This is a genomic window from Pseudomonas sp. NFACC04-2, from assembly GCF_900119265.1.
Lineage (GTDB): Bacteria > Pseudomonadota > Gammaproteobacteria > Pseudomonadales > Pseudomonadaceae > Aquipseudomonas > Aquipseudomonas fluorescens_AA.
Map to the genome: position 1 here is coordinate 54670 of NZ_FPJC01000019.1, position 26412 is coordinate 81081.

Genomic DNA, 26412 nt, shown 5'->3' on the forward strand with positions numbered 1-26412 from the left:
CGGTCCACACAACAGGGAGGATTGTGCATGGACATCATTGCCGGACGGCAAGGCAACATGGAGCGCACGGGGTCGGTCGATTCCCCGCCGGTGTCGACCGCACAGGCGACCCTGGAGAAACTGACACGTTGGCAGGAGGCGATCGACGCGCGACTGCAGACCCAGATGAGCCTGCTGGAGGTGTTGGAAGAGTACTTGCTGGTCGAGCTGCGCACCTACCATTACCAAGGCAACATCGATCCGCACTTCCTGGGCACCCTGCTCGATACCGTGTTGCAGCGCATGATCGATCAGGCGCCTTTGGTGTATGACGAAGAGCAAGACGCACCCTACCGTTGGCCCGGCGGGCCAGACCTGGGTTTTGCGGCCGAGCGCCGGGCGTTCGTTGTCCAGGCGGTGGAGGGCGCGGCCTCAAGGTTCGTCGAGCACTACAAGGACTATCTGCGGCGGCATTGGCGAATGACTGCGCCCGATGCCTCGCTCGAAGAGGTGGTCAGGCAAAAACTGGATGGGCACAGGGTCGCGGTCGACGAGCTGTTTCGGCCTGACCGTCTGGTTGGTCTGGGTGTCGATGAGTTGCGAGAGCAGATCGAAGCACTCCAGGACGCCTGGCGCCGGACGAGTCGCTTGACCGTATTGGCAACCGCGGCCGAGCGCCGGGACCTTGGTGCGCTGGCGCGGTTGCAATTGCCGCATTGGTTGCGGGGGCTGAGCCCGCCAGATCTTGAATTGTTGCGGGCGTTCGAGAGCCAGGCCGCGCTGGCGCAGGCGCGGGTGGATGAGCGGGTCGATGGCCTGGGCTCGCTGCGGGCCTTCGCTCGGCAATTGGCCAGGGATCATGTCAGGCACGAGTTGGACATGGAGGTCGAGCCGGACAGCATTCGTGTGCAGTTGCAGTGGCGAACAGTCATTGGTCAGCCCGTACGCACCTACAGCCTGAGTGAACTGGTGGCGGCAGGCCCGGTCCGGCCGGACGCGGTGTCGGTGCTGCTGGTCGAGAACGGCGGGATGCTCCGTAACCAGCCTCTTTCATCGGTCTTCATCGCGCAATTGTTGGCCCGCGTCGACGCACCTGCCGGGTACTTGCCAGCCTTGGCCGAGCGGTATGAGGGGGGAGACCTGAAGGACGCCATGCTCGATTGGTTTGTGGCGCGGTTGCAGCACAGTGCGTTTGTCGCCCGTTGTGCAGGCCAGTTGTCGGTGACCAGCCATGACCACCTCGCAGCCCTCTGGGAAGGCGACATTGCGACGCCCGTTGCCGGCGGGTTGCGTGTCGCCAGCCTGGTGCTTCCCAATGGCCTGAAGTGCGCCGATCTCCTGGTGTTTTATCGTGAAGACATGGACGGTGCTGTCAGTGGCCTGCTGCTGTTTGCCCCCGGCAAACCCGATGGCCAGGAATGGATCGAATTGCCCTCGCTGCGGGCCCTGAGCGGCGAAGTCGGGGCCTGGACCCAACACCAGGCCGGTCGCGAGTATCTGTTGCAGCAACTCTCGCCGACTGATCGTGGACAGGCTCGGGCGTACTTTGCCCGTGTGATGGAAAAACCGGTTTCCTGGGATCTGGAACAAGATATCAGGGGCACGCAGGCAAGTTTCAAGACCTGTCTGCAGAACGCTGTCTCGACCGGCCTGGCCAACAACCTGGCACACGTGGAGCTGGACGAGTCGCCTCGCTGGTACTCGGCGTTGCCGCTTGAGTCCAGGCGCAACATCAGCGGCCTGAGCCAGGAATTCTTGGTTCAGCGGCAAGTATTCGATGAGCAGTTCGTGGACTATGAAGTTTTCATGGACTTCGCCAAGCGTACCTTCGCCGACATGATCGGGCCCTACATGCGCAGCAAGGGGGTGCTTGAGGCGGTGGATCCGGCCACGGTCTTCATCGACTACAGTCCGGGGCTGGCCGCCGAGAAAAAAACCACCAGCCTGCTGAACCTGGCCATCTACGGATACGAGCGCAACGCGGACATCGACGACGCCACCAAGGGCGTGCGTTCTTCTGTCGGGCAGGATTTGGCGCAGGTTCGCAGTGCCGATCTGGCGTCCTACATTCGCGTGGCCTACCTGGGCGAGCGATATGCCAGGCACATCCGTGCTGGATTCCTCGACGCCGCGGCGCCCGAGTATGCCAAGCGCCGCGAGGCTTACTGCTACATGCTGTTGGCCAGAATGGACCGCGACCTGCGTGTGGCCTACGGCAAGTCGATGTTGAGCGCCGAAGCGTTCCAGTGGCTCACCCGGCAAGTGACGCTATTGAGCGATGGGCGACCTGCAAACAGCGCCACATACCCTGGTGTCGCCGTGACGCGCGAAGGCGTGATCAAGCTGACCGTCGCCGGTCATGTGGTGTTGGGCGTCTACGTGTTCATCTACTTCGATCCGAAGGCTTCTTACTGGATGTACACGCCCGACGCGCCGGACGGCATCCTGTTTCGCCCGTACCTGGGGTTTTCCGGGAGCATCGCCGCGCAACTGCACGATTACATACTGGAGCGGGTCGCACTCGCCGCCCGTGCCGCCGTGGGGCGGACACTGTCGGCGCTGGCGGCCGGGACTACTCGCGTCGACACATTGCGTGAGCTCAATCGGCTGATTGATATCCGTGCCGAGTTCGATGCAGGCATCGAGCGCGCCGTCACCGATGTGGAGGACATCACCACCAGTCGTGCCGAAATGATCCGCAACCAGGTATTCCAAGGCCTGATCTTCGCGGCCGTTCCGGTGTGCATGGTTTATCCGCCCTTTACCTTGCTGCTGGACATCGGCTTGATTGCCGTCAGTGCCAGGCAGGCCATCCAGAGACACGTGCAAGGCGACACGGAAGGCGCGCTCGGTCACTGGCTGACCGCGACCTGGGGAACGCTGTTCGCCACGCTCGGCGCCGCCAGCATGGCCACGGCACTGGGGCACGCGGCCAGGCACTTGCCGCTCGCGGTGAAGCCCTTGTCATTGTCTGCGCAACGCTTGAGAAACCCGTCATTGGTGATCGCCAAAGAGTCCGGGCCGCTGGTTCCAGCCATACGCCTCAAGCCGCAGCAGGCGGTCGGCAGAACACCAGGGAATCTGCAGATGGTGACGGAGGAGGGGATTTTTTTCGGCACCTATCGCAGCCCGCCCAACGCTTCGCAACCGCGGAGTACTTACTACATCGCGAGCGGGGGCAGGTACTACCAAGTGAAGAAGGACCCTTACTTTGGCGGCTTGTGTCTGGTGGATGCCCGGCGCCCCGACGCGTTTTACAAGTTGCCCATCCGCAGGATGGCGAATGGCAAGTGGACCCATAACAAAGTCGGTTTGAGCGGCGGCAACGACGAGGTGCGCAACCTGGGGCGAATAGGCGATTTGCGCGAGGCGTTTCCTGGGCATGTCTCCCCGGACGTGACAAGGGGGGCGTTGCAGGGCGAGGCCGTAGTGGCGAGGTTCAGCGAGGCGGCGGACAACTACTTGTTCTCGCTCAATGCACAGACGTGTGTGATCGCTTCGTTGTACAACCCGACCACCCGTGTCGGGGCGGTCATTCATTTCGATCACAACATCCGCGCACTGATCGAGCGAAGTGTCCGGGATGTGATGCGGCGCCTGGGGGGGGCGGCCAAGGATGTTCGTGCCACCTTGGTCGGCGGGGACTGGTTGACGGGGGCCGACATCGGCGAGCCGGTCAGGCAGGTGATGAGGAGGCACGGGCTGCGACCGACCTGGGATCACTGGTCGTATTCTTCCTGCCTGGGCAATAACTATGGCGTGTCACTGGATCTGCGCACGGGTGTCACGTCGGTATTCAAGACGTCCGGCAGCCAGGTCGAACGCTTTTACATACCCGTCCTGGCGCGAGCGAAGAACAACACTGATCCGGTGTCCATGCGAGCTCGCGGATTCATGGCGCGCATGCGCAGCGACATCCTGGTGGAAAATGCCAATGGCGTCGTACTCACCCAGCAGGGGAGGCGGGCGAATGCTGCGAAGGTCGAATCACACGCGTACTCCATGGTGGAGTTGAAGTGATCTGTCTCTTGCTCTTTTGAGGCACGCACAAAAAAAGACCCCGGCCAATGGACCGGGGTCTTTTCACATCACGTGAAGCATCAGTGCTGGTTGCCCAGCTTGTGCTCCAAGTAATGGATGTTGACGCCGCCTTTGCAGAAGCCTTCGTCACGTACGAGATCGCGGTGCAGCGGGATGTTGGTCTTGATCCCGTCTACCACGATTTCGTCCAGGGCATTGCGCATGCGCGCCATGGCTTCTTCACGGGTCGCCCCGTAGGTGATCAGCTTGCCGATCAGCGAATCGTAGTTCGGCGGAACGGCATAACCGCTGTACAGGTGCGAATCGACGCGAACGCCATTGCCGCCCGGGGCATGGAAATGCTTGACCGTGCCAGGGCTTGGCATGAAGGTTTTCGGGTCTTCGGCATTGATCCGGCATTCCAGCGCGTGACCGCGGATGACTACGTCATCCTGGGTGAACGACAGCTTGTTGCCGGCGGCGATGCTGAGCATCTCCTTGACGATGTCGATACCGGTGACCATTTCCGAAACCGGGTGCTCCACCTGAACACGGGTGTTCATTTCGATGAAGTAGAAACGACCGTTCTCGTAAAGGAACTCGAAGGTACCGGCGCCGCGATAGCCGATGTCGATACACGCCTTGACGCAGCGCGCCAGGACTTCCTGGCGAGCCTGCTCGTCGATGCCCGGTGCCGGTGCTTCTTCGAGGACCTTCTGGTGACGACGTTGCAGCGAGCAGTCGCGGTCGCCCAGATGGATGGCCTGGCCCTGGCCGTCGGACAGCACCTGGACTTCTACGTGACGCGGGTTGGTCAGGAATTTTTCCAGATAGACCATCGGGTTGCCGAACGCCGCGCCCGCTTCGGAGCGGGTCAGTTTCGCCGAGGAAATCAGGTCTTCTTCCTTGTGTACCACGCGCATGCCGCGACCACCGCCGCCACCAGCGGCCTTGATGATCACCGGATAACCGACTTCGCGACCGATGCGCAAAGCGGTTTCTTCGTCTTCAGGCAGCGGGCCGTCGGAACCCGGAACGGTCGGTACACCAGCAGCGATCATGGCGTGCTTGGCCGAAACCTTGTCGCCCATCAGGCGGATGGTGTCGGCTTTCGGACCAATGAAGGCAAAACCGGAGTTTTCCACCTGTTCGGCGAAGTCGGCGTTTTCCGCCAGGAAACCGTAGCCCGGGTGAATGGCGGTGGCGCCGGTCACTTCGGCAGCGGCGATGATCGCTGGGATGTGCAGGTAGGAGTGCGCAGCCGACGCCGGACCGATGCAGACGGATTCGTCCGCCAGGCCCAGGTGCATCAGTTCTTTGTCGGCCTTGGAGTAAACGGCGACGGTCTTGATGCCCATCTCTTTGCAGGCACGCAGAATCCGCAGGGCGATCTCACCGCGGTTAGCGATCAGAACTTTTTCCAACTTCGCAGTCATCAAAGGCTCTCCGCGGTTCAAACGATGGTGAACAGCGGTTGGTCGTACTCAACCGGCTGGCCGTCTTCGACGAGGATGGATTCGATCACACCGCTGGTTTCAGCTTCGATGTGGTTCATCATCTTCATGGCTTCGACGATGCACAGGGTGTCGCCTTTCTTCACGGTCTGGCCGACTTCAACGAAGGACGGCGAGGATGGCGAAGACTTGCGATAGAACGTGCCCACCATTGGCGAACGAGCGACAGTGCCGTTCAGCGTCGGTGCCGCCGGTGCGGCTGGCGCGGCTGGCGCGGCGGCGGCAACCGGGGCTGCTGCTGGAGCAGGCGCGGCGGCCGGAGCCTGCATCGGGGCCGGTGCATAGAACTGCTGGGCCGGGGTCTTGCTGTGGCGGCTGATGCGTACGGACTCTTCGCCTTCCTTGATCTCAAGCTCGTCGATGCCGGACTCTTCCAGCAATTCGATCAATTTCTTAACTTTACGGATATCCATGAATCATCAACTCCCAAGGGTCGGTCAGGGGCGTATAGCTTGTTGTTCAAGCTGCTCTAGGGCGGCCTCCAGGGCCAGTCGGTAACCGCTGGCGCCAAGGCCGCAGATCACTCCCACTGCTACATCGGAGAAGTAGGAGTGATGGCGGAAAGGTTCGCGTTTGTGCACGTTGGACAAGTGCACTTCGATGAATGGGATGCTCACCGCCAGCAGCGCGTCACGTAATGCGACACTTGTATGTGTAAAAGCTGCTGGATTGATCAAAATGAAATCCACACCTTCGCCACGCGCGGCATGGATGCGGTCGATCAGTTCATATTCGGCGTTGCTTTGCAGGTAGAGCAAATGATGGCCGGCGTTGCGGGCCCGCTGTTCCAGGTCCTGGTTGATCTGGGCCAGTGTCACGGCACCGTAGACGCCCGGTTCACGGGTGCCCAGCAGGTTCAGGTTGGGTCCGTGCAGGACCAATAGGGTCGCCATCTGCTGTTCCTTGTTATCTGTGAGCAGGTATCAGAACCCGGCGACTATGCCGCAAAGCCTTAATGACTGTCCAGTTCTCGGCAATAGCCAGCACGATGACCGATGTTTGCGCGAAATTTGTGACCCAGGTCTCTGATCCAGTCATGCGGTTGCAAACCGCACCCCTGGGGCGGCATCAAATCCCGGGGCCTGGAATCGATGTGGGAGCGAGCTTGCTCGCGATGACGCCGGCACATCCAGCATCGAGGCAAGCTGATCCACCGCTATCGCGAGCAAGCTCGCTCCCACAGTGATTCATGGAGTCTGTGGCGCTAAACCCGAAATGCCTGCACGGCGGTGTGCAAACGCCCGCCCAGCACCAGGAGATTGTCACCCTGTTCCCGGCCCTGGCCGATGCGCAGCAGGTTGTCTGCGCCCAATTGGTGAATCCGCTCGCTGTGATCGCGGATTTCGCTGACGGCGCCGCTTTGTTGGGCGGTGACGTCGGCGATGCGTACCGCCGTGTCGGAGATGGTCTGGATGGCGCCGACGATCTCATCCAGCGCGCCGTCGGCCGCTTGCGCCTGGTTGGCGGTCGCTTCGGCATGTTCGACCTGGGCGCGCATGCCGTCCACCGATTGGCGCGCGGCCAGTTGCAGGCGGGCGATCAGTGTCTGGATTTCGGCAGTGGCACCCGCCGTGCGCTGGGCCAGGGAGCGGACTTCCTCGGCCACCACCGCGAAGCCCCGGCCCATCTCCCCGGCGCGAGCCGCTTCGATGGCCGCGTTGAGTGCCAGCAGGTTGGTCTGGTCGGCAATCGAGCGAATCACCGTCAGCACGCCGCCGATGGTGGCCGATTCCTCCGCCAGTTGTTCGATCATCTGCGCGTTGCCTTGCACTTCCCCCACCAACGCATGCAGGCCCGTGAGGCTCAGACCGATGACTTTCTGCCCTTGCTCCACCGCTTGCCCGGCGCTGCGGTTGGCGTCTGCGGCCTGGCAGGCATCGCCGGCCACTTGCTGGATCGTCGCTTCCAGTTCGCTGAGGGAATCGCGGATCAGCGCCGTATCACTGGCCTGATCCTGCGCACCACTGTGCAATTCGCCGCTCAGCTCGGCCAGGGTCCGGCTGCTGCCGGCGACCTGTTCGGCGTTCACCCGAATGGTGCCCACCAGGTCCACCAGGTAAGCGCGCAGGCGATTGAGCGACGCCTCGATGTCCTGCATTTCGCGGTTGCTGGCGCCCACGTGGATGTCCCCGCTGAAGTCCCCCTCGGCCCAAGTCGACAGGGCTGGAGCCAGATGCGTCAAGGTGCGGGCCAGGCGCCGCTGCAAGGTGTCGATGAGCAGCGCGATCAGCAGGATCAGACCGATCATCACCCCCTGGATCATGCGAACCTCCCCCTGGATCTGCCCATGCTGGGCCCGTACCGCCGGTTCCAGGGTGTCGATCGCCGTTTGCACGTCGGCGATTTTCAGGTGCGTGGCATTGCTCAGCTCGGTGCGTTTCTGGATCAGTTCGCGGGTGCGGGTCAATTCCGCCGGGTAACGACCGAGCAGGCTGTTGAGTTCGCGCTTGAGGGCGATGCCAGCATCTTCGGCGGTGGTTTTTTCCTGGGTTTGCAGGCCCATCAGCGCGGCGAAATCATCGCTGCCCGATTCGCTGCCCGATTCGCTGCTGGCGGTGACGCCCAGCAGGGGCAAGCCGTCGAGGCGTTCGGCCTCGACACGGATGCTCGCCAGTTCCCGTTCGACATCGGCGGCCAATTCGCTGCGGCCGCTGCTGACCAGTTTGTCCCGCGTGAGGGACAAACGACCCAGGTGCTGCGAAGCGGCAAACAACGGGGCCAGGTAGGCCGGGGCGCCATTGGCGTATTGGGCCAGTTGATCGAGACTGGCGCTCAGTTCACGCTCGGCCTGCAGCAACAAGGCCTGCGGATCGCCAGCCAGTTTACCGGCGGCCAGCAGATCGGTCTTGCTGAAGCCGTCGAGGTTCGACAGGCTCGGGCGTAGGGTCTTGGCCAGCTCCGGGGGAAACTGGTCGAGGTCTTTCTGCAGCGTCTCCATGGCCTGGGTGGCCGCGCTCAGGCGCAAGGCATCGCCGCTGGCCAGGTAGTCTTCGATGTTGCGCGCCACTTCGCCCTGGAACTGCCGCGACAGGCCCAGGTAGCGCTCCATCAGCAAGTAAGGCCTTTCCAGGGCGATCTGCGACCACCACAAGGTGGCCGCGAGGCCGAGGCATACGGCAACTAAAAGAACGGTATTGAGATTGGTCAGCAGCTTCAGGCGCATCAAGGGTCTACCGAGGGCAGAATCGTAAGTGCCTGAAGTTATTGCGTTTGCGTTACAGGTTTATGACCGAATCAGTCGATTCCGATGAAAAGGTGGCACTTTGCTTTGATTGCCGGGCGCTCTGTACCCGGTTGCGTCCGGCGTGCTTGGCGCGGTACAGCGCTTCGTCCGCCTGGCTGGCCATCATCAGGCTGTCGGAATCATCGCTCATTTCCACCACGCCAGCACTGAAGGTGCACCACAAATCGTGGGGCTGGGCCGGATAGTGAATTTCGGCAAAGCGCTGGCGAATCTCATCCAGCACTTTGCAGGCGGCGTCGATGTCGGTGTCGGGCATGACGATGGCGAACTCTTCGCCGCCGTAACGGCCGATGAAGTCGGTCTTGCGCAGGCGCTGCTTGAGAAACAGCGCCAGGCTCTTGATCACCCGGTCGCCCATGGGGTGGCCGTGGCTGTCATTGACCCGTTTGAAGTGGTCGATATCGAGCATGGCGAAGCTCAGGGGCTTGCCTTCGCGACGAGCGCGGAAGCTGCAATCCTCGAGTAGTTGCAGGATATGGGTGTGGTTGTACAGACCGGTGAGGCTGTCGCGCACCATCCGCGCCTTGAGGTTGCGCGCCCGGGCGGCACGGTTGCGCACGGTGGTGATCAAGTGCCGGGGTTTGATCGGTTTGGTCAGGAAGTCGTCGCCACCTTCGCTCATGGCGTCAAGTTGTTTGTCCAGGTCATCTTCGGCGGACAGGTAGATGATCGGCACGCTGACATAGCGGTCATTGTGACGGATGACCTTGGCCAGTTCCGTGCCGGTGCAGGCTGGCATGTACATGTCGAGGATGATCAGGTCGGGCTGGAAATCCGCCAGTTCGGCCATGGCCTGGATCGGCTCGATCAGCGTGCGGGTGATGATGCCGGCGCTGTTGAGCAGGCGCTCGGTGTGCAAGGCCTGGGCGCGGGAGTCATCGATGATCAGCACTTTGTAGGGGTCGTACTGGGCGACGCAGGTCAGCACTTCGATCTTTTCCAGCAGGCTCGAGGCTTCAAGGGTGCCGGTGAGGAATTCCTGCCCGCCGGCGCGTACCGCGGCCAGGCGTGTCGGGGTGTCGGTTTCCAGCAAGCTGAAGAACAGCAGCGGCAACGGTTGTTCCAGGCCTTCCTGGGCTTCGGCGGCCAGTTTCAGGCCGGTGCCCGGGCCGCTGAAGTCCACGTCCATGACAATCGCCGCCGGCAGGCGCTCGACCATCGAGGCCCGAAAGGCCGCGACACTGTCCAGCGCCTGGGCGCTGAGGCCGAAGAACTCCAATTGCTTGGCCAGGCGTTCGGCGCGGTCATGATCCTGCAGCATCACGTAGATGGGTTTGCGCAGCGGCGGCAGGAAGGTTTGTTCGAGCTGGTCGCCGTGGCGCAGGCCGGTGCGAGACAAGCGCTGCATCAAACGGTTGATTTCGGTGATCAGTTGGCTGCTCAGGCGCCCGCGATTGGCGTCCACCGCCTGCAGCGACTGGCTGATGCCTTGGGCCAGAAGGGAATGCTCGGGCTGTTCGAAGCGCTCGGCAAAGCGCAGCAAGCGCAGATTGGCTTCGCTGAGCTCCGACAGGTCGGTGCTTGACCACTCACTGCGTTGCAGGCGCTGCCATATCTCCAGGATCTGGCGAGCCTGATGAATTACCCGCTGGGCAAAGTGGTGCTTGAGGCGCTCACGGCTGGGGTCTTCTGGCTCGGTCATATCCTGACTACTAGTTAGGGTGCATGCTGAGGTCGACTGGTGGCTCTATGCTAGCACCTCTTTTCCTTCGCATGAGTGTCATACGTCAATATTCTGTCCTGTCGCCCAATTCAGTTTGTGACTGGACAGTCTCATAGGCCGATGGCAACGCTTCCTTTATAGTGCTGTTCGATTGCCCTGTCGCGCCCGGCATGATTGGCGCCGCATTAACGCGTTTCAAATCAGGCACGATGGCGTAGGGTTGTGGTCGAACCGAGAACTCAAGTGATTGAAGGAACATCGCCATGCTGGACTGGAAAAACCGCGCGGGCAGCGCGCCTGAACGTGCCGCCGAGCCGAAATCGGACACCCGCAGCTACCTGGGTGGGCTTTTTTTCAGCCGCGCACTGGCCACACTGATCGGCCTTTACCTGCTGGTGACCATTGCCCTCGGCTGGTACTGGAGCCAGGAGCCCGCGTTGTTCCCCGTGCAGCAGAACGCCCAGGCCGCAGCCGAGAAGGATGGCCGGCAAATGGTGGTGGGCTACACCACGGTCGAGACGCTCAAGACCGTGGCCGGGACCCTGCTGACCAAGCAAGGCGGCTACATTTCCAACGACCGCTTCCCGCCAGGCCTGTGGATGGACAACATGCCGAGCTGGGAATACGGCGTGCTGGTGCAGGTTCGCGACCTGAGCCGCGCCCTGCGCAAGGACTTCGCCCGTTCCCAGTCCCAGTCCGCCGAGGACGCCGACCTGGCCAAGGCCGAGCCGCGCTTCAATTTCGACAACCGCAGTTGGGTGCTGCCTTCCAGCGAATCCGAATACCAGGAAGGCATCAACTCCCTGAGCCGCTACCAGGCCCGGCTATCCGATCCTAATCAGAAGAGCGCGCTGTTCTACGCCCGCGCCGACAACCTGAACAACTGGCTGGGGGACGTCGGCACGCGCCTGGGCTCGTTGTCCCAGCGCCTGTCGGCCAGCGTTGGCCGGGTCAAGCTCAACACCTCGCTGAAAACCGAAGTCCCGGCCCCCGGCCAAGTGCCGCAGGTGGACGAAGAGGTGGTCGAGACCCCATGGCTGCAGATCGACAACGTGTTCTATGAGGCCCGCGGCCAGGCTTGGGCACTGTCGCACCTGCTGCGCGCCATCGAAGTGGACTTCGCCGATGTGCTGGCGAAAAAGAACGCCACGGTCAGCGTACGGCAGATCATTCGTGAACTGGAAGCGTCCCAGGAGCCGATCTGGAGCCCAATGATCCTCAACGGCAGCGGCTTCGGCGTCTTGGCGAACCACTCGCTGGTCATGGCCAACTACATTTCCCGGGCCAACGCAGCGGTCATCGACTTGCGGCAACTGCTGAACCAGGGCTGATCCATGAGCGAAAGCCCCCGGGAGGCCGCTCACCGAGCGGCCTCGGATGCCGAGCTGATCGCGTGGGTCGACGAGCACGACAACCTGCTCGGCAGCCTGGTGCGTTCGCAGCTGCGCGAGCGCGGCCTGATCGGGCGTGGCACCTACATCATGCTGTTCAATTCGGCCGGTGAACTGTGTGTTCACCGGCGCACCCTGAGCAAGGCCATCTACCCGGGTTTCTGGGACGTGGCGGCGGGCGGCATGGTCCAGGCCGACGAGACTTACGCCGAGTCGGCCGCCCGTGAGCTGGCGGAAGAACTGGGCGTGAGCGGCGTGGAACTGACCGCCCACGACCATTTCTATTTCGAAGACCCCGGCAGTCGCCTGTGGTGCTCGGCGTTCTCTGCGGTTTGGGACGGCCCGCTGGTGCTGCAGCCTGAAGAAGTCCTCGAAGCGCGTTTCCTGCCGCTTGAACAGGTGCTCGATGAAATCCAGCGCATGCCTTACTGCCCGGACTCCCTGGCGGCGCTTGAACGCTATTTGCGTGCCCAGGGTGGCGACGTCGCAAAGAAGCTATAAATTGGCGCTGATTGGCCCTTAGCAAGTCGGCTTTTTGCCGTTACACTGCGCGACTTTTCAAGCTGAACCGCGTCTGCGGTCCAGTAGCGCTGCCCCTGCCTGAGTGGGGTTTCGCGGTCGAGGCACGTTCTCCCCTCGACCAGTCTTTGTCCTCCCAAGAGGATTGCCGGTGGCCAAAAAAGCCGCATCCTTCGCCGCCCTGGGCGGCCTGGTATTTTCTACCGACGCCGGTCGTCATTGCCCTGATTGCCGTCAACCGGTGGATGCCTGCATCTGCAAACAGACCGCCATCCCTGCCGGTGACGGCATTGCCCGTGTGCGCCGTGAAAGCAAAGGTCGCGGCGGCAAGACGGTGACCACGATCACCGGCGTGCCGTTGGCCGAAGACGCGCTCAAGGAACTGGCCACCACATTGAAGAAGCGTTGTGGCACCGGTGGTGCGTTGAAAGACGGCATCATCGAGATCCAGGGCGATCACGTCGAGCTGCTGCTGGCGGAACTGGTCAAGCACGGCTTCAAGGCAAAGAAATCCGGCGGCTAGCAGCTTCTGTGAAAACCACCCTCGGCTTGACCCGGACCGACGTTCGAGGTCGCCCGCATGGTTTTCACAGAGCCTGTTCTGAACGGGTTTCTAAACTCATCGCTGGGAGCAGGGTCTACCTTGCTAACAGGCAATTCGTCATTTTCACTCTCTAGACTGCCCCAGCCTCCGACCGGATGGTGCATTTTGACTTCTTTATAGGGGACTTCGATGTCCGTACGACGCACACGCAAAGACGATGGCAGCCAATGGACAGTTGCGGACAGCCGCAGCGTTTACGGGATTCGCCATTGGGGGGCCGGGTATTTCGCGATCAATGAAGCCGGTCGCGTCGAAGTCCGTCCGAACGGTCCCGGCAGTTCGCCCATCGACCTGTTCGAGCAAGTCGACCAATTGCGTCAGAGCGGTCTTTCGTTGCCTTTGCTGGTGCGCTTTCCCGACATCCTGCAAGACCGCGTGCGCCAGCTGACCGGCGCGTTCGACAGCAACATCGCGCGCCTGGAGTACCAGAGCAAGTACACCGCGCTCTACCCGATCAAGGTCAACCAGCAGGAAGCGGTGATCGAGAACATCATCGCCACCCAGAACGTCTCCATCGGCCTGGAAGCGGGTTCCAAGCCGGAGCTGTTGGCGGTGCTGGCCCTCGCGCCGAAGGGCGGCACCATCGTCTGCAACGGCTACAAGGACCGCGAATTCATCCGCTTGGCGCTGATGGGCCAGAAGCTGGGTCACAACGTCTTCATCGTCATCGAGAAAGAGTCCGAAGTCGGCCTGGTGATCGAAGAGGCTGCGGTGCTCAAGGTCAAGCCACAGGTTGGCCTGCGCGTGCGCCTGTCGTCCCTGGCGTCGAGCAAGTGGGCCGATACCGGTGGCGAGAAGTCCAAGTTCGGCTTGTCGGCCGCGCAACTGCTGTCGGTGGTCGAGCGCTTCCGCGCCGCGGGCCTGGACCAGGGCATTCGCCTGTTGCACTTCCACATGGGCTCGCAGATCGCCAACCTGGCGGACTACCAGCACGGCTTCAAGGAAGCGATCCGTTACTACGGTGAGCTGCGCAATCTCGGCCTGCCGGTGGATCACATCGACGTCGGTGGTGGCCTCGGCGTGGACTACGACGGCACGCACTCGCGCAACGCCAGTTCGATCAACTACGACATGGACGATTACGCCGGTGTAGTGGTCGGCATGCTCAAGGAGTTCTGCGATGCCCAGAGCTTGCCGCACCCGCACATCTTCTCCGAAAGCGGTCGCTCGCTGACCGCCCACCACGCGATGCTGGTGGTGCAGGTGACCGACGTCGAAAAACACAACGACGACGTGCCGGTGATCGACAACAAGCAGGAACTGCCGGAAACCGTGCAATGGCTGGTTGACCTGCTGGGCCCGACCGATATCGAGATGGTCACCGAGACCTACTGGCGCGCCACGCACTACATGAGCGACGTGGCGACCCAATATGCCGACGGCAAGCTGACCCTGGCGGAAAAAGCCTTGGCCGAGCAGTGCTACTTTGCCGTCTGCCGTCGCCTGCACAACTCGTTGAAGGCCCGTCAGCGCTCGCACCGCCAGGTGCTGGATGAGCTCAATGACAAGCTGGCCGACAAATACATCTGCAACTTCTCGGTGTTCCAGAGCCTGCCGGATACCTGGGCCATCGGCCAGGTGCTGCCGATCCTGCCGCTGCATCGCCTGGACGAAGAGCCGCTGCGCCGCGCCGTGTTGCAAGACCTGACCTGCGATTCCGACGGCAAGATCAAGCAATACGTCGACGAACAGAGCATCGAGACCAGCCTGCCGGTTCACGCTCTCAATCCGGGTGAAGATTACCTGCTGGGCATCTTCCTGGTGGGCGCCTACCAGGAAATCCTCGGTGACATGCACAACCTGTTCGGCGACACCGACTCGGTGAACATCTACCAGAACGCCGATGGCAGCGTGTACCACGCCGGTATCGAAACCCACGACACCATCGAAGACATGCTGCGCTACGTGCACTTGTCGCCGGAGGAGTTGATGACTCACTACCGCGACAAATGCGCCAGCGCCCGTATCAGCGCCGCCGAGCGCACCCAGTTTCTCGATGCTCTGCGCCTGGGGCTGACGCGCTCGTCGTATCTGTCGTCCTGATGGAGAGATAGCGCCAATAGCCGTCCCCTCAATGCCCACCGGGACTGTCAGAAAACACACCGCACATCGCGGGTTTTTTCGGATAGTCCCGGAGGGCATTTTTGTTTACGCCACGGCTATTTCTTCACACCGATGCATTTAATCGGTGATGTCCTTATTTCGTGTAGTCCCTTTCCTAACCTGTACTTGGCCCCTCTACTCGGCCATGGCGGTCGGCGAGAATCCCCGGCCGCCCCTCCTGTAGAGAAACGCCGATGTCCGATCCAGCTTGCGAGCCAGCATTTCGTCTGGAGATAGCCGGTCTGCCCGAGCCCGTTGACGTGGTGGCCTTCACGGGTAGCGAAGCCATTAGCGAACCCTTCGTCTATGAAGTGGAGCTCCTGTTGCACGATGCGAAGCTGGACTTGCCGAGCCTGCTGTACCGTAGCGTCTGGTTGAGTTTCGGGCCCCCAGGCCGGGGCATTCATGGGCAGCTCCATGAGTGGGTCCAACACTGTCATGGCGCCGGTTGCCGGGTGCGTATCGGGCCGAAGCTGGCTTGTCTGGCGCAGCGCTTCAGCCAGCGGGTGTTCAGTGCCCGCTCGGTGCCGCAGATCATTCGCCAGGTGCTCAAGGCCCATGGCATCAGCGGCCGCCGCCTGTGCCTGGACTTGAGCGGCGATTATCCACCGCAGGATTTCTGTACCCAGTATCGGGAATCGGACCTGCAGTTCCTCCAGCGCGTGTGCGCCCGGGCGGGTATCCACTTTCATTTCGAACACACGCGGGACGGGCATTGCCTGGTGTTCGCCGACAATCCCCACAGTTTTCCCCCCGCCGGTAAGGCGGTCTACGTGGACGACGGGCCGCCTGCCGCGGTGCGGACCTTCAGCGTACACACCGATGTGGCGGGGCAGCAGGTCGCCCAGGGGCGCAGCGAACTGACGAACCTGCGCAGTGGCCAGGTGTTGACGTTGACGGACCATCCGTTTGCCGGCTGGAACCGGCGCTGGCTGTTGACGAAGGTCGAGCATCGCGCCCAGGCGGGTGTGTATGGCAACCATTTCAAGGCCATTCCCCGGGGCGTACTGTTCGTGCCGGACAGCGTCCCGGCCAAACCACGCATGGTGAGCCGGCAACGCGGCTGGGTCGTGGCGGTGGACGAGCCGCCGGAGCTGGGAGCGGGGCGCGTGGCGGTGGAGTTTGACTGGGTCTACCAGGGCGAAGGTTCCAGCCCCAGTCATTGCTGGCTGCCCTTGGCGCCGGAGCTGGCGGCCGGCGGGGCGGCCGCGCTGTGTGACGGCACAGAGGTACTGGTGAGCTTTATCGAAGGTGATCCGGATCGGCCGCTGATCAGTGCATTTCTGGGCGAGCCTGCCTCGGCAGCGGTTGCCGATGAGTCATCTTCAGGCGAAACACTTGGAGGGTCGGTTGTCGATCCGGTGCTGTTGTCGGCGATGCGGGAGGCCGAGCCGCTGGTCTTGTTGTGCCTGTTGCCCGAAGGCGGGCCTTTCAGCCCCTGCGCTCAACCGCTGTGCACCTGCCGTCTGCTCATGGGACGCGGCGCGGGCGTTGCTCGATGAGCGCGGCCGTGCCTGGATCAACGCCGCAGTGGTTGCTGCTGGACGCACCGAGTGCGCCTGAGGCGGTACGGCTGGTGCATGCGCAGTTCGCCGAGGCCCGGCGTTTTGCCCTATTCGAAGGCACCGAGTTGCATGGGCTGCGCGAGCACGGCCCGCTGTTGGTGGATCTGCGCCAATCACCCGCGCTGGTCAGCCTTTGTCACCTGGACCCGCGCGCCTGGCCGGGGTTGTTGTTGGCCAGCCCAAAGCCCGTCGTGCAATTGCTCACGCATCTGCGGCGCATGCTGACGGTGACACTGGGCCTGCATCACAAAGCCCTGTTGAATTACTACAATCCGCACACCGCCAGCTATTTCTTCGACGGTTGCGATTCCCATGAGCTCAGCTGCTGGCTGGGCCCGATCAGCCTGGCGCGCTGGTTCGGTGGCACGTGGGCCGACCGGGCGATCGGTAGCCAGGGCTGGCAGCAACTGTCCAACCCGGGACTGCCGGTGGCGGCGTTGGAGAAAGAGCACGGCCTCAGCGACCGACAGCAGGGCCAGTTGCAACGATGCCTGTTGGAGCGCCACGCGTGGCAATGGTGTCGCTCCACCGGGCGTGATTACCGTCGGCTCTGGGAGGATTTGCAGCAGGGGCTGGCGTTGGGATTCACCGAGCGGGCGGTGCTCGATGACTGGCTGTGGCTGCGCCTGCAATACCCCGATGCCCGGCCCGTCCCGGGGCCGGAGGGTGGTTCGCAGCGCGAGCGGCTCGATCACCTGCGACGGCGGTGGCAGGGTCGCCAGGATTGACGGTTATGAGGGCGGCGCGCCGAGCCAACGGTCGCGCCGCTGCAAGTGCCAGGCAAACGCACCGAGGGTCAGGCTGCGCAGGGCCATGAACAGCAGGAAGGTGATCCACAGTCCATGGTTGCCCAAGCCCAGCAGCATCCAGGCGATGGGCGACACGAGCAGGAGGGTCAAGACCATGCCATTGCGCATTTCCCGGGCGCGGGTGGCACCGATGAACAGGCCGTCGAGCAAGTAGCTCCAGACCGCGATCAGCGGCAAGGTCGCCAGGTAGGGCAGGTAGTCGTAAGCGGTGGCGCGCACGTCGGGGATATCGGTTTGCATGTCGATGAACAAGTGGCCGGCGAGCAGGAACAGCAGGGCAAAGCCGAGGCTTGCAATCAGTGACCAACCGCCGGCCACCACCAGCGAGCGGCGCAGGGCCAGGCGGTCGCGGGCGCCAATGGCATGGCCGCACAGGGCTTCCACGGCGTGGGCCAGGCCGTCCAGGGCATGGGCGGTCAGCAGCAGGCCGTTGAGCAGCAAGGCATTGGCTGCCACGGTGGCGTCCCCCAGGCGTGCGCCTTGCACCGTGATCAGGAAAAACACCGCTTGCAGTGCCAGGCTGCGAATGAAGATGTCCCGGTTCACCGCCAGCAGCGGACGCCAGTTCTGCCACACGCCCAGGGCCGCCCAGGCAATCTGTCCGGGCCAGGCCCGCAGTGTCTTGCGAGCCAGGGCCAGGCCGACCAGCGCTCCGGTCCACTCGGCAATCACCGACGCTCGGGCCGAACCGCTCACGCCCCAGTCCAGGCCGATCACGAACCAAAGATTCAGGGCGATGTTGACCAGATTGGTCACCAACAGGATCGCCAACGGCGCCCTGGCATTCTGGGCCCCGAGGAACCAGCCCACCAGCGCATAGCTGGCCAGCGCCGCCGGCAAGCCGAAGAGTCGGGTGTGGAAGAAGTCGCGGGTCAACTGGTTGAGCTCGGCGGACGGCTGCATGAAATGCAACGCCACGTCGCTCAACGGCACGCCGACGGCACCGAGCAGCAGCGCCAGCCCCATCGCCAACAGCAGTCCTTGCCACAACACTTGTCGCAACGCCGCCCCGTCACCCCGCCCGGCGGCCTGGGCGGCGAACCCGGTGGTGCCCAGGCGCAAGAAACCCATAGCCCACGCCAACACCGTATACAAACTCGCCCCGACCGCCACGGCGCCCAACTGATGGGCATGGGGCAAATGGCCAATGACGGTGCTGTCCACCAACGCCACCAGCGGCACGGAGATGTTCGAGAGAATCATCGGCGCAGCCAGTGCCCAGACCCGGCGATGGGTCAGGCGGTCGCGCCAGTCGGTGATCAGGTTGGACATGCGGGCTCCTTGATGGAGCGCGATTGTAGCGGGTTCTAGGGAGGATCGTTCCCTAGGGGATTCGGACTCCTTGTGGCGAGGGGATAAATCCCCTCGCCACAAGGTTGCGTTCGGCTTGGGATCGCTGGGTGCTTTAGTGAATGATCCAACTCAACAACCACAACCCCAGCACCAGCCAGATGATGCCCATGACGATCGAGGCCCGCATGAAGGCGCGGATGGCCGAATACAGCAGCATCAGCCCGAGGATCAGCGCGATGATGCTGATGATCGAAGTGTCCATGCCCAAGGTACGTGACAGCCCATCGACGAAGTTGCCGCCGGCGTTGGCCAGGGTGTTGAAGAGGCCGCTGAGCAGGTCGACGATGAAACGGATTACCGAACCGAGCGCTTGGCCGAGCCATTCGAAAAAGCTTTCTACCTGCATATGTGCATCCTGATGGGGGGAATCCGAGCTGAGCCGTTGGCTCCTGATTGTAGGAGCTGTTGCGGCCGAGTTGGTTCGATTATGGGGCAAACCGTCGCTTCGCACCGAGACTATTGCCTTCCCCGGTCATCCCCCTGAAGCTATGCGCATTCAGGAGAACCCGATGAACCTTGTTGAACTGACCGCACGCCTGCATGCCATTCGTGACCATAACGATTGGCGGCAATTCCACAGCCCGAAAAACCTCGCCATGGCCGCCAGTGTGGAAATGGCCGAACTGGTGGAGATTTTCCAGTGGCTGACCGAGGACCAGTCGCGCCAGTTGCCGGCGGAAAAACTGGCCCACGCCGGGCAGGAAGTCGGTGACATCGTGTTGTACCTGTTGTTGCTTTGCAGCGAGCTGGGCCTGGACATGGACGCCGTGGTGCGCAACAAACTGGCCGACAGCGAACGGCGGTTCGGCCAATGAGCGACCGTCATTTCGATCAGCTCGCCACGCGTTTCGCGGAAAAAATCTACGGCGGGGCCAAGGGGGCGATCCGCTTGGCGGTGCTTCAGGCCGATCTGCTGGAAACCTTGCCGCAGCGTCCGTTGCGTGTACTGGACATCGGCGCAGGCCTGGGCCACATGTCGTTGTGGCTGGCCGAGCGCGGCCACCAAGTGACTCTGGCCGAGCCGGCCGAGCCTATGCTCGAAGGCGCCCGCCAGCGCTTTGCCGAGGCCGGTCAACAGGCCACGTTCATCCAGGCACCGTGGCAGGACCTGCTCGGCCAACTGACCGAACCTTATGATTTGGTGCTGTGTCACGCGGTGCTGGAGTGGCTGGCCGAGCCCCACGCGATCCTGCCGGTGCTGCATCAACTGACGGTGCCTGGCGGTTGGCTGTCCCTGGCGTTCTACAACCGCGACGCGCTGGTCTATCGCAATCTGCTCAAGGGGCATTTCCGCAAGTTGCGCAAAAATGACATGGCCGGCGAAAAACAGAGCCTGACCCCGCAACAACCCCTTGATCCGCGAGATTTGGCGGCGCAACTTGAAGGCCTGTGGCAGGTCGAAAGCCAGAGTGGCGTGCGGGTTTTCCATGACTACATGCCGATAGAGTTCCAGGGCCGCGTGGAACTTGCGCAGTTACTGGAAATGGAACTGGCCCACCGTCGCCATCCGGCGTTTGCCGGGTTGGGACGTTATCTGCACTGGATCTGCCGTCCCCTCTGATCCGCAAGTGCAATCGGAGTGTGAAATGAAAGGTCGTTCAGGGTTGTTGGTGCTGTGCCTGGGGCTGGTGGCCTGCCAGGGCAGCAACCCCTATGTCGCCACCTCCAATCCGTTGCCGCCGGCGCCACCGGAGGCCGCCACGGTGTTCGACCGCAGCGCCTATCCTGCGCCGCCCCGTGATTACGGGCGCTATCGTAGCTGGGCCTGGCGCGACGGGCGCCTGCCGCCGGGCACTGCCTGGGCGGATTCGGCCCAGGTGGCCGAAGCGGTGAGCAATGCCCTCGACCAGCGTGGCCTGCGGCCGCTGCATGACAACCGGTCCGCCGACCTGTTCGTCAGCGCCGACCTGCGCCTGGAGACCCGCGTGCGCCAGGTCCGGGATGATTATGATGCCGGCTATTACGGCGGCTATAACCGTTATGACCGCTACGGTCCGGGTTATGGCGTGTACCATCCGGTGCCGATGGTGCGCACGTATCAGGAGCAAGTCGTGGTGGTGCGGGTTGACCTGTTCGATGCTCGCACCGGTCAACCGGTGTGGAGCGCCAGCGCCGAGACGGGCCAGCGGGGCAGCCAGAGCGAACGCACCGATGCCATTCGCGATGCCGTGGAAAAAGCCATGTCGGCGTATCCTCCAAGTTGATTACGCAACGGAGAAAAATCATGTTTCGCCGTCTTGCTCTATTGGCCTTCACCCTGTTGCTGGGCGCCTGTGCCTCTAACCAAGTCACCCATGACTTCGACACCAGCCGTGACTTTGCGGCGTATCGCAGTTGGAGCTGGAAAGACCCGGCGCTGCAATATCGTCCCGATGACCCACGCATCAAGAGCGACCTGACCGAACAGCGGATCCGCCAGGCGGTGGCCGATCAACTCGACCAGCGCGGCTTGCGCCCCGCTGCGGCGGGCGGGCGCGGCGATGTGCTGGTCCAGGCCTATTTGATCGTCGAGGACCGCCAGCAGCAGGTCACCACTAACTACGGCGGCGGTTGGGGGGGACCGTGGAATGGCTACTGGGGTGGGCCGATGTACAACGAAACCCGCAACATCAGCTACAGAGTCGCCACCGTGCAGATCGACCTGCTCGACGGCAAGGACGGCAAGCTGGTGTGGCGTGGCAGTGATGAACAACTGCTCAGCAACTCCCCCAACCCGGCCGACCGCAACACGGCTGTGCGCGAGACGGTGGCGCGGATTCTGTCCAACTACCCGCCGCGCTGACCACGGCGAATTCAAGATGGATGCAAGCTGATCCACCGCCATCCCGAGCAAGCTCGCTCCCACAGGGGGCCTGCTCAGGTCACCGGTCGCCACTCTCCCACCATGTGCATCAGCGCCCCGGTCCCCACCAGTTGCAGTTGCCCACTGGAGCCTGCCGCGCTGGACAGCAGGGTCACTTCGCTGGGTAGGCGCACCGGTTTCTTGAAGGTCACCTCGATCTCGATGTTGGCTTCGGGCAGGTGGTCATCCAGCGCCGCCAGGGTCCTGGCCTTGTTCCACAGGCCATGAGCGATGGCGGTGGGGAAGCCGAACAGCCTGGCGCTGATGCCGCTCAGGTGAATCGGGTTGTAGTCGCCGGAAACCTTGGCGTATTGCCGGCCGATATCAGCCGGTGCGGTCCAATGCGCGGCTTCAATCAATGGCAGGCTGGCCTGAGGGGATTCGTCCACGAGCGCGCCGTCAAGCTGGACGCCTTTGCACAGCATTTGGCTGCGGGCCTCCCACAATGGCCCCAACTGATCATCGAGGCGGGTCACCAGGTCGAATACCGCGCCTTTGGGGTGGGCTTGCAGGTTCTCCACATGGACGCTGGCCCGCACCTGGCCGACCCCGCCCATGGGCCGCAATACGCGAATGCGGTTGCTCAGGTGGATCAGGCCCAGCAGCGGAAAGGGAAAGTCCCGTCCCGTGAGCAATTGCATCTGCAGGGCAAACGCCAGGACGTGGGGATAAGTCGGTGGCAGCAGTCCGTTATCGACGAAACCGCATACTTTGCGATAGGCCGCCAGCCGTTGCGGGTCGACCTGAAGCACCTGGCGCAGGCCTTCCTCGGGCAAGGTCGTTCCGGTGACTTTGCGTCGCGTTGCCGCTTTTGAATAGAGCCCGGACATGGATGGCGGGCTGCTGACCTCATGCCATTGGATCGTCATGGTCATGCTCCCAAAAGGCTTTGCCCGCATACCCGCAGGGCCTGCCCGGTCACGGCGCCCGTGCCCGGCTGCGCGAGCCAGGCCACGGCTTCGGCGACATCTTGAGGCAGGCCGCCCTGGCCGAGGGAACTCATCCGCCGCCCGGCCTCGCGCAAGGCGAAGGGGATTTCGGCGGTCATGCGGGTTTCAATGAACCCCGGCGCCACGGCGTTGATGCTGATGCCCCGGGGTTGCAGCAGCGGCGCCCAGGCCTGGGCCAGGCCAATCAGCCCGGCCTTGCTCGCCGCATAGTTGGTCTGCCCACGGTTGCCGGCAATGCCGCTGATGGAGGCCAGCAGAACGACCCGGCCATTGTCGTGCAGGGTGCCGCTGTCGAGCAGGGCCTTGGTCAGCACTTGCGGGGCGTTGAGGTTGACGGCCAATACGGCGTCCCAGAATTCCGGAGTCATGTTGGCGAGGGTCTTGTCCCGGGTGATGCCGGCGTTGTGCACCACGATGTCGACGCCGTCGGGCAGGTGCTCGATCAACTGGGCGGCGGCATCTTCGGCGCAGATATCCAGCGTGACGCTGCGCCCGCTCAAGCGTGCCGCCAGGGCGTCGAGGTCGGTCTTGGCCTGGGGGACGTCCAGCAGGATCACGTCGGCGCCATCGCGGGCCAGGGTTTCGGCGATGGAGGCGCCGATCCCGCGGGCCGCGCCAGTGACCAGCGCCTTGAGCCCCGTGAGCGGTCGGGTCCAGTCCTGGACCTGGGTGCCACAGGCGTCGAGGCAAATGACCTGCCCGGAAATGAAGGCACTCTTGGGCGACAGGAAAAACCGCAGCGCACCTTCCAACTGGGCTTCGGCACCGTCGCCGACATACAGCAGTTGCAGCGTCCCGCCGTGGCGCAGCTCTTTGGCCAGGGAACGGCTGAAACCTTCCAACGCCCGCTGGGCACTGGCGGCGAACGGATCGCCAAGGCTTTGCGGCGCGCGCCCCAGGATGACGACATGGGCGCTGTGGTCGAGATTCTTCATCAGCGGCTGGAAAAACTCCCGCAGTTGCTTGAGCTGGTCGGCCTGCACCAGATGGCTGGCGTCGTACACCACTGCCTTGATTTTCGGGCCATGGCCGGGGATCCACTCGGTGGCCACGGTCGGTTCGCCGCCGTAGATAAAAATGGTGTCGGTCAGGCGCTTGGCGAACGTGCCGACCTGTTCGGTCAACGGCCCGCCGCCCAGCAGCAGTGCGCCTTCGATCGGCCGCAGCCGCCCGGCCTGCCAGCGCTCCAGGCGTACCGGCGATGGCAGGCCGAGGGACCCGACCATGCGTCGACCAATGGGCGAATTGGCGAAGTCGATATAACGGTCAGACATGGAACACACTCCGGCTGATGAGGTTCCAAGTGTGGACCATGATTGGCGATCAGTCGTTCGATCGGCGAGATAAAGCCTAAGCTTGAGCGGGAGCGCTTTGTCCAGGGCACCGCATTCCTGTGGGAGCGAGCTTGCTCGCGATGCAGGCACTGCGGTTTTTTCAGGGCGATCGCATCATCGTTCATCGCGAGCAAGCTCGGCTCCCACAGGGGGTGGTTGAGTTTTCTTAGTGCATCAGACCTACAGGGGAGTTCTCCATGACACAACTACGCCGCGTCGCGATCATCGGTGGTAACCGCATTCCCTTCGCTCGCTCCAACGGGCCCTATGCCACCGCCAGCAACCAGGCGATGTTGACAGCTGCCCTCGAGGGGCTGATCGAGCGCTACAACCTGCATGGCCTGCACATCGGTGAAGTGGCCGCCGGCGCCGTGCTCAAGTTTTCCCGGGACATGAACCTGACCCGTGAATGCGTGCTAGGTTCGCGGCTGTCGCCCACCACGCCGGCCTATGACGTCCAACAGGCCTGTGGCACCGGGCTGGAAACGGTGTTGCTGGTGGCCAACAAGATCGCCCTGGGCCAGATCGACAGCGCCATTGCCGGCGGCGTCGACACCACGTCGGATGCGCCAATTGGGGTCAATGAAGGGTTGCGCAGGATCTTGCTGCAAGCCAATCGCGCCAAGACCACCGCTGAAAAAATCAAAATATTCCTGCAATTGCGCCCCCAGCACCTGATGCCGGACTTGCCGCGCATCAACGAGCCACGTACCGGCCTGAGCATGGGCGAGCACTGCGAATTGATGGCCCAGACCTGGCAGATTCCCCGGGAGGCCCAAGACCAGTTGGCCCTGGAAAGCCATCAGAAAATGGCCGCGTCCTACGCCGAAGGTTGGCAGAACGACTTGATGACACCGTTTCTCGGCCTGACCCGGGACAACAACCTGCGCCCGGACCTGACCCTGGAGAAACTCGCCTCCCTCAAGCCGGCCTTCGAAAAAAGTGCCAAGGGCACGCTGACGGCGGGCAACTCCACGCCACTGACCGACGGCGCCTCGTTGGTACTGCTGGGCAGCGAAGAGTGGGCCAAGGCCCGGGGCCTGCCGATCCTGGCGTATTTGCGCGACGGAGAAACGGCGGCGGTGGATTTCGTCAATGGCGCCGAAGGGCTGCTGATGGCCCCGGTCTACGCCGTGCCGCGATTGCTGGTGCGCAACGGCCTGAGCTTGCAGGACTTCGATTATTTCGAGATCCACGAAGCGTTCGCCGCCCAAGTGTTGTGCACGCTGAAGGCCTGGGAAGACCCGGACTATTGCAAGGCCCGTCTGGGCCTAGACGCACCGCTGGGGTCCATCGATCGCAGTCGGTTGAACGTGAAGGGCAGTTCCCTGGCCGCCGGGCATCCGTTTGCCGCCACGGGCGGGCGCATTGTCGCCAACCTCGCCAAGTTGCTGGATGCCGCCGGGCGAGGTCGCGGTTTGATTTCCATCTGCGCCGCCGCCGGCCAGGGTGTGACGGCGATTATCGAACGTTGACGAGGGTGCCCTCCTGGCGGGAGGCTAGTGCCTTGTGCTGGCTGGCGTAGCGCTCGGCCAGGATCGAGCAGACGATCAACTGCAGCGGGTGGTAGATCATGATCGGCAACAGAATCAGCCCCAGGCCGGGATGGTTGCCGAAAATCAACGCCGCCATCGGTACCCCGGCGGCGAGGGATTTCTTGCTGGCGCAGAACACCGCGGCGACTTCATCGGCGCTGTTGAATTTCAGGGCGCGGGCGGTGCGGGTGGTCGCCCACAGGATGATTGCCAGCAGCACGGCACTGCCCACCACTGCGCTGAGCAAAACGCCGTTGCCTTGCTGGCGCCAGATGCCGGACACCATCGAGTTGCAGAAGGCCGCGTAGACCAGCAGCAGGATCACCAGCTTGTCGATGACGCTGGTGTAGCGTTTGTACCGACCGAAAAAACCGGCCAGCCAACGCCGCAGGAACTGCCCCAGCACCAACGGCAGCAGCAACATCATGCACAGGTCGAGCAAGGTTGAACCCAGGTCGATGCCACCGGCGCCGCTGCCGACCACGAAACTGACCAGCAACGGTGTCAGGAAAATGCCCAGCACGCTGGACAGGCTCGCGTTGAGAATCGCCGCCGGCACGTTACCTTTCGCACTGCCAGTCAGGGCCACCGAGGAAGAAATCGTCGAGGGCAGGGCGCACAGGTAGAAGAACCCCAGCATCAGCAGCGCCGGCACATGGCTGCCCAGCAGCCAGTTGCTGAGCAGCCAGAGCAAAGGAAATACGCCAAAGGTGAAAGCCTGCACCATCACGTGCAGCCGGATGTTCTTCAGGCCATGGCGTATCTGCTCGCCGGACAGGTTGACCCCGTGCAGGAAGAACACCACGAAGATGCCGATGTTGACCACCCATTCGGCATGCATGGCACCGCCCGTGGCACCAAAGGTGGGAAAGAAGTACGCCAGCAGCGTGGCGAGCACCATGCCGCACAGGAACCAGTCGGTCACCATGCGTTTGAGGTGTCTGAAGATATGCATAGGGCACCGCATGTTGTAAGAAAAGTCGACTT

At 62.9% G+C, this 26412-nt stretch carries 21 protein-coding genes and 1 pseudogene; 12 read left to right on the forward strand and 10 right to left on the reverse strand.

The annotated features are described in order from the left end of the window. Nucleotides 1-27 precede the first annotated feature (27 nt). Entirely contained in the window at nucleotides 28-3999 is a 3972-nt protein-coding gene (locus BT125_RS21930) for a dermonecrotic toxin domain-containing protein (protein ID WP_072410264.1), read from the forward strand. Nucleotides 4000-4079: 80 nt separating this feature from the next. On the opposite strand, the gene accC is transcribed toward BT125_RS21930, so the two are convergent. From accC to BT125_RS21955, 5 genes and pseudogenes are all read right to left on the reverse strand, one after another. Continuing rightward, nucleotides 4080-5435: an acetyl-CoA carboxylase biotin carboxylase subunit gene (gene accC, locus BT125_RS21935; protein WP_060739349.1), complete on the reverse strand. Its 1356-nt coding sequence runs from the start codon at nucleotides 5433-5435 to the stop codon at nucleotides 4080-4082. Nucleotides 5436-5452: 17 nt separating this feature from the next. Continuing rightward, nucleotides 5453-5926 carry an acetyl-CoA carboxylase biotin carboxyl carrier protein gene (gene accB, locus BT125_RS21940; protein WP_072410266.1) on the reverse strand — a complete coding sequence of 158 codons (474 nt, stop codon included), beginning with the start codon at nucleotides 5924-5926 and terminating at the stop codon, nucleotides 5453-5455. A 24-nt stretch (nucleotides 5927-5950) separates the two neighbouring features. Further along, nucleotides 5951-6406, reverse strand: coding sequence for a type II 3-dehydroquinate dehydratase (aroQ, locus tag BT125_RS21945; protein WP_072410269.1), 456 nt, complete (start codon nucleotides 6404-6406; stop codon nucleotides 5951-5953). A 311-nt stretch (nucleotides 6407-6717) separates the two neighbouring features. Further along, nucleotides 6718-7224: pseudogene (locus BT125_RS30080) on the reverse strand (methyl-accepting chemotaxis protein); the annotation flags it as partial. 1504 nt (nucleotides 7225-8728) lie between these two features. Continuing rightward, entirely contained in the window at nucleotides 8729-10399 is a 1671-nt protein-coding gene (locus tag BT125_RS21955; RefSeq protein WP_072410273.1) for a GGDEF domain-containing response regulator, read from the reverse strand. Between the two features lie 284 nt (nucleotides 10400-10683). Here BT125_RS21955 and BT125_RS21960 point away from each other — a divergent pair, with 284 nt between their 5' ends. The 6 genes from BT125_RS21960 to BT125_RS21985 all read left to right on the forward strand — a co-directional run bounded on the left by BT125_RS21960 (nucleotide 10684) and on the right by BT125_RS21985 (nucleotide 17330). After that, nucleotides 10684-11751, forward strand: coding sequence for a DUF2333 family protein (locus tag BT125_RS21960; protein ID WP_072410275.1), 1068 nt, complete (start codon nucleotides 10684-10686; stop codon nucleotides 11749-11751). A gap of 3 nt (nucleotides 11752-11754) precedes the next feature. Next, a complete protein-coding gene (locus tag BT125_RS21965) occupies nucleotides 11755-12312 on the forward strand; it encodes an NUDIX hydrolase (RefSeq protein ID WP_072410277.1) in 558 nt (185 codons plus the stop codon). Nucleotides 12313-12481: 169 nt separating this feature from the next. After that, complete coding sequence (locus BT125_RS21970) at nucleotides 12482-12853, forward strand: translation initiation factor Sui1 (protein ID WP_003197435.1); 372 nt, start codon at nucleotides 12482-12484, stop codon at nucleotides 12851-12853. A 210-nt stretch (nucleotides 12854-13063) separates the two neighbouring features. After that, complete coding sequence (gene speA / locus BT125_RS21975) at nucleotides 13064-14977, forward strand: arginine decarboxylase (RefSeq protein ID WP_060739342.1); 1914 nt, start codon at nucleotides 13064-13066, stop codon at nucleotides 14975-14977. 254 nt (nucleotides 14978-15231) lie between these two features. Next, on the forward strand, nucleotides 15232-16539 hold the full coding sequence (locus BT125_RS21980) for a type VI secretion system Vgr family protein (protein ID WP_072410285.1): 1308 nt from the start codon (nucleotides 15232-15234) through the stop codon (nucleotides 16537-16539). Next, entirely contained in the window at nucleotides 16536-17330 is a 795-nt protein-coding gene (locus BT125_RS21985) for a DUF4123 domain-containing protein (protein WP_072410286.1), read from the forward strand. Before BT125_RS21980 ends, BT125_RS21985 begins: the two co-directional genes overlap by 4 nt. Nucleotides 17331-17333: 3 nt before the next feature. Here the strand turns inward: BT125_RS21985 and BT125_RS21990 are convergent, their stop codons facing one another. Then, the gene (locus tag BT125_RS21990) at nucleotides 17334-18683 is read right to left on the reverse strand and encodes an MATE family efflux transporter (protein ID WP_072410287.1); all 1350 of its coding nucleotides are present in this window, start codon (nucleotides 18681-18683) and stop codon (nucleotides 17334-17336) included. A gap of 133 nt (nucleotides 18684-18816) precedes the next feature. Continuing rightward, nucleotides 18817-19110 (reverse strand): hypothetical protein, encoded by a 294-nt coding sequence (locus BT125_RS21995; protein ID WP_003197447.1) that lies wholly within the window; start codon nucleotides 19108-19110, stop codon nucleotides 18817-18819. 163 nt (nucleotides 19111-19273) lie between these two features. Between BT125_RS21995 and BT125_RS22000 the strand changes: the two genes are divergently transcribed. The 4 genes from BT125_RS22000 to BT125_RS22015 are packed head-to-tail and all read left to right on the forward strand — an operon-like array spanning nucleotide 19274 to nucleotide 21546. Further along, nucleotides 19274-19579 carry a MazG-like family protein gene (locus BT125_RS22000; RefSeq protein ID WP_072410288.1) on the forward strand — a complete coding sequence of 102 codons (306 nt, stop codon included), beginning with the start codon at nucleotides 19274-19276 and terminating at the stop codon, nucleotides 19577-19579. Then, on the forward strand, nucleotides 19576-20325 hold the full coding sequence (locus tag BT125_RS22005) for a methyltransferase (protein WP_072410289.1): 750 nt from the start codon (nucleotides 19576-19578) through the stop codon (nucleotides 20323-20325). The genes BT125_RS22000 and BT125_RS22005 overlap by 4 nt, the downstream gene beginning before the upstream one ends. A 25-nt stretch (nucleotides 20326-20350) precedes the next feature. Continuing rightward, nucleotides 20351-20968: a DUF4136 domain-containing protein gene (locus BT125_RS22010; protein WP_072410290.1), complete on the forward strand. Its 618-nt coding sequence runs from the start codon at nucleotides 20351-20353 to the stop codon at nucleotides 20966-20968. 20 nt (nucleotides 20969-20988) lie between these two features. Continuing rightward, nucleotides 20989-21546, forward strand: coding sequence for a DUF4136 domain-containing protein (locus tag BT125_RS22015; RefSeq protein ID WP_072410291.1), 558 nt, complete (start codon nucleotides 20989-20991; stop codon nucleotides 21544-21546). 74 nt (nucleotides 21547-21620) lie between these two features. Here the strand turns inward: BT125_RS22015 and BT125_RS22020 are convergent, their stop codons facing one another. Next, nucleotides 21621-22475 carry a MaoC family dehydratase gene (locus tag BT125_RS22020; RefSeq protein ID WP_072410306.1) on the reverse strand — a complete coding sequence of 285 codons (855 nt, stop codon included), beginning with the start codon at nucleotides 22473-22475 and terminating at the stop codon, nucleotides 21621-21623. Between the two features lie 2 nt (nucleotides 22476-22477). Then, nucleotides 22478-23830: a 3-oxoacyl-ACP reductase gene (locus tag BT125_RS22025; RefSeq protein WP_072410309.1), complete on the reverse strand. Its 1353-nt coding sequence runs from the start codon at nucleotides 23828-23830 to the stop codon at nucleotides 22478-22480. A gap of 257 nt (nucleotides 23831-24087) precedes the next feature. Between BT125_RS22025 and BT125_RS22030 the strand changes: the two genes are divergently transcribed. After that, a complete protein-coding gene (locus tag BT125_RS22030; protein WP_072410311.1) occupies nucleotides 24088-25365 on the forward strand; it encodes an acetyl-CoA C-acetyltransferase in 1278 nt (425 codons plus the stop codon). On the opposite strand, the gene BT125_RS22035 is transcribed toward BT125_RS22030, so the two are convergent. After that, nucleotides 25352-26380, reverse strand: coding sequence for a bile acid:sodium symporter family protein (locus BT125_RS22035; RefSeq protein WP_072410313.1), 1029 nt, complete (start codon nucleotides 26378-26380; stop codon nucleotides 25352-25354). The genes BT125_RS22030 and BT125_RS22035 overlap by 14 nt on opposite strands. Between the last annotated feature and the right edge of the window lie 32 nt (nucleotides 26381-26412).

What these genes read in the sequence shown, in the direction of transcription:
- BT125_RS21930 (WP_072410264.1), top strand. Translation starts at nt 28, where the DNA reads ATGGACATCATTGCCGGACGGCAAGGCAACATGGAGCGCACGGGGTCG.
- accC (WP_060739349.1), bottom strand. Translation starts at nt 5,435, where the DNA reads ATGACTGCGAAGTTGGAAAAAGTTCTGATCGCTAACCGCGGTGAGATC.
- accB (WP_072410266.1), bottom strand. Translation starts at nt 5,926, where the DNA reads ATGGATATCCGTAAAGTTAAGAAATTGATCGAATTGCTGGAAGAGTCC.
- aroQ (WP_072410269.1), bottom strand. Translation starts at nt 6,406, where the DNA reads ATGGCGACCCTATTGGTCCTGCACGGACCCAACCTGAACCTGCTGGGC.
- BT125_RS21955 (WP_072410273.1), bottom strand. Translation starts at nt 10,399, where the DNA reads ATGACCGAGCCAGAAGACCCCAGCCGTGAGCGCCTCAAGCACCACTTT.
- BT125_RS21960 (WP_072410275.1), top strand. Translation starts at nt 10,684, where the DNA reads ATGCTGGACTGGAAAAACCGCGCGGGCAGCGCGCCTGAACGTGCCGCC.
- BT125_RS21965 (WP_072410277.1), top strand. Translation starts at nt 11,755, where the DNA reads ATGAGCGAAAGCCCCCGGGAGGCCGCTCACCGAGCGGCCTCGGATGCC.
- speA (WP_060739342.1), top strand. Translation starts at nt 13,064, where the DNA reads ATGTCCGTACGACGCACACGCAAAGACGATGGCAGCCAATGGACAGTT.
- BT125_RS21980 (WP_072410285.1), top strand. Translation starts at nt 15,232, where the DNA reads ATGTCCGATCCAGCTTGCGAGCCAGCATTTCGTCTGGAGATAGCCGGT.
- BT125_RS21985 (WP_072410286.1), top strand. Translation starts at nt 16,536, where the DNA reads ATGAGCGCGGCCGTGCCTGGATCAACGCCGCAGTGGTTGCTGCTGGAC.
- BT125_RS21990 (WP_072410287.1), bottom strand. Translation starts at nt 18,683, where the DNA reads ATGTCCAACCTGATCACCGACTGGCGCGACCGCCTGACCCATCGCCGG.
- BT125_RS21995 (WP_003197447.1), bottom strand. Translation starts at nt 19,110, where the DNA reads ATGCAGGTAGAAAGCTTTTTCGAATGGCTCGGCCAAGCGCTCGGTTCG.
- BT125_RS22000 (WP_072410288.1), top strand. Translation starts at nt 19,274, where the DNA reads ATGAACCTTGTTGAACTGACCGCACGCCTGCATGCCATTCGTGACCAT.
- BT125_RS22005 (WP_072410289.1), top strand. Translation starts at nt 19,576, where the DNA reads ATGAGCGACCGTCATTTCGATCAGCTCGCCACGCGTTTCGCGGAAAAA.
- BT125_RS22010 (WP_072410290.1), top strand. Translation starts at nt 20,351, where the DNA reads ATGAAAGGTCGTTCAGGGTTGTTGGTGCTGTGCCTGGGGCTGGTGGCC.
- BT125_RS22015 (WP_072410291.1), top strand. Translation starts at nt 20,989, where the DNA reads ATGTTTCGCCGTCTTGCTCTATTGGCCTTCACCCTGTTGCTGGGCGCC.
- BT125_RS22020 (WP_072410306.1), bottom strand. Translation starts at nt 22,475, where the DNA reads ATGACGATCCAATGGCATGAGGTCAGCAGCCCGCCATCCATGTCCGGG.
- BT125_RS22025 (WP_072410309.1), bottom strand. Translation starts at nt 23,830, where the DNA reads ATGTCTGACCGTTATATCGACTTCGCCAATTCGCCCATTGGTCGACGC.
- BT125_RS22030 (WP_072410311.1), top strand. Translation starts at nt 24,088, where the DNA reads ATGACACAACTACGCCGCGTCGCGATCATCGGTGGTAACCGCATTCCC.
- BT125_RS22035 (WP_072410313.1), bottom strand. Translation starts at nt 26,380, where the DNA reads ATGCATATCTTCAGACACCTCAAACGCATGGTGACCGACTGGTTCCTG.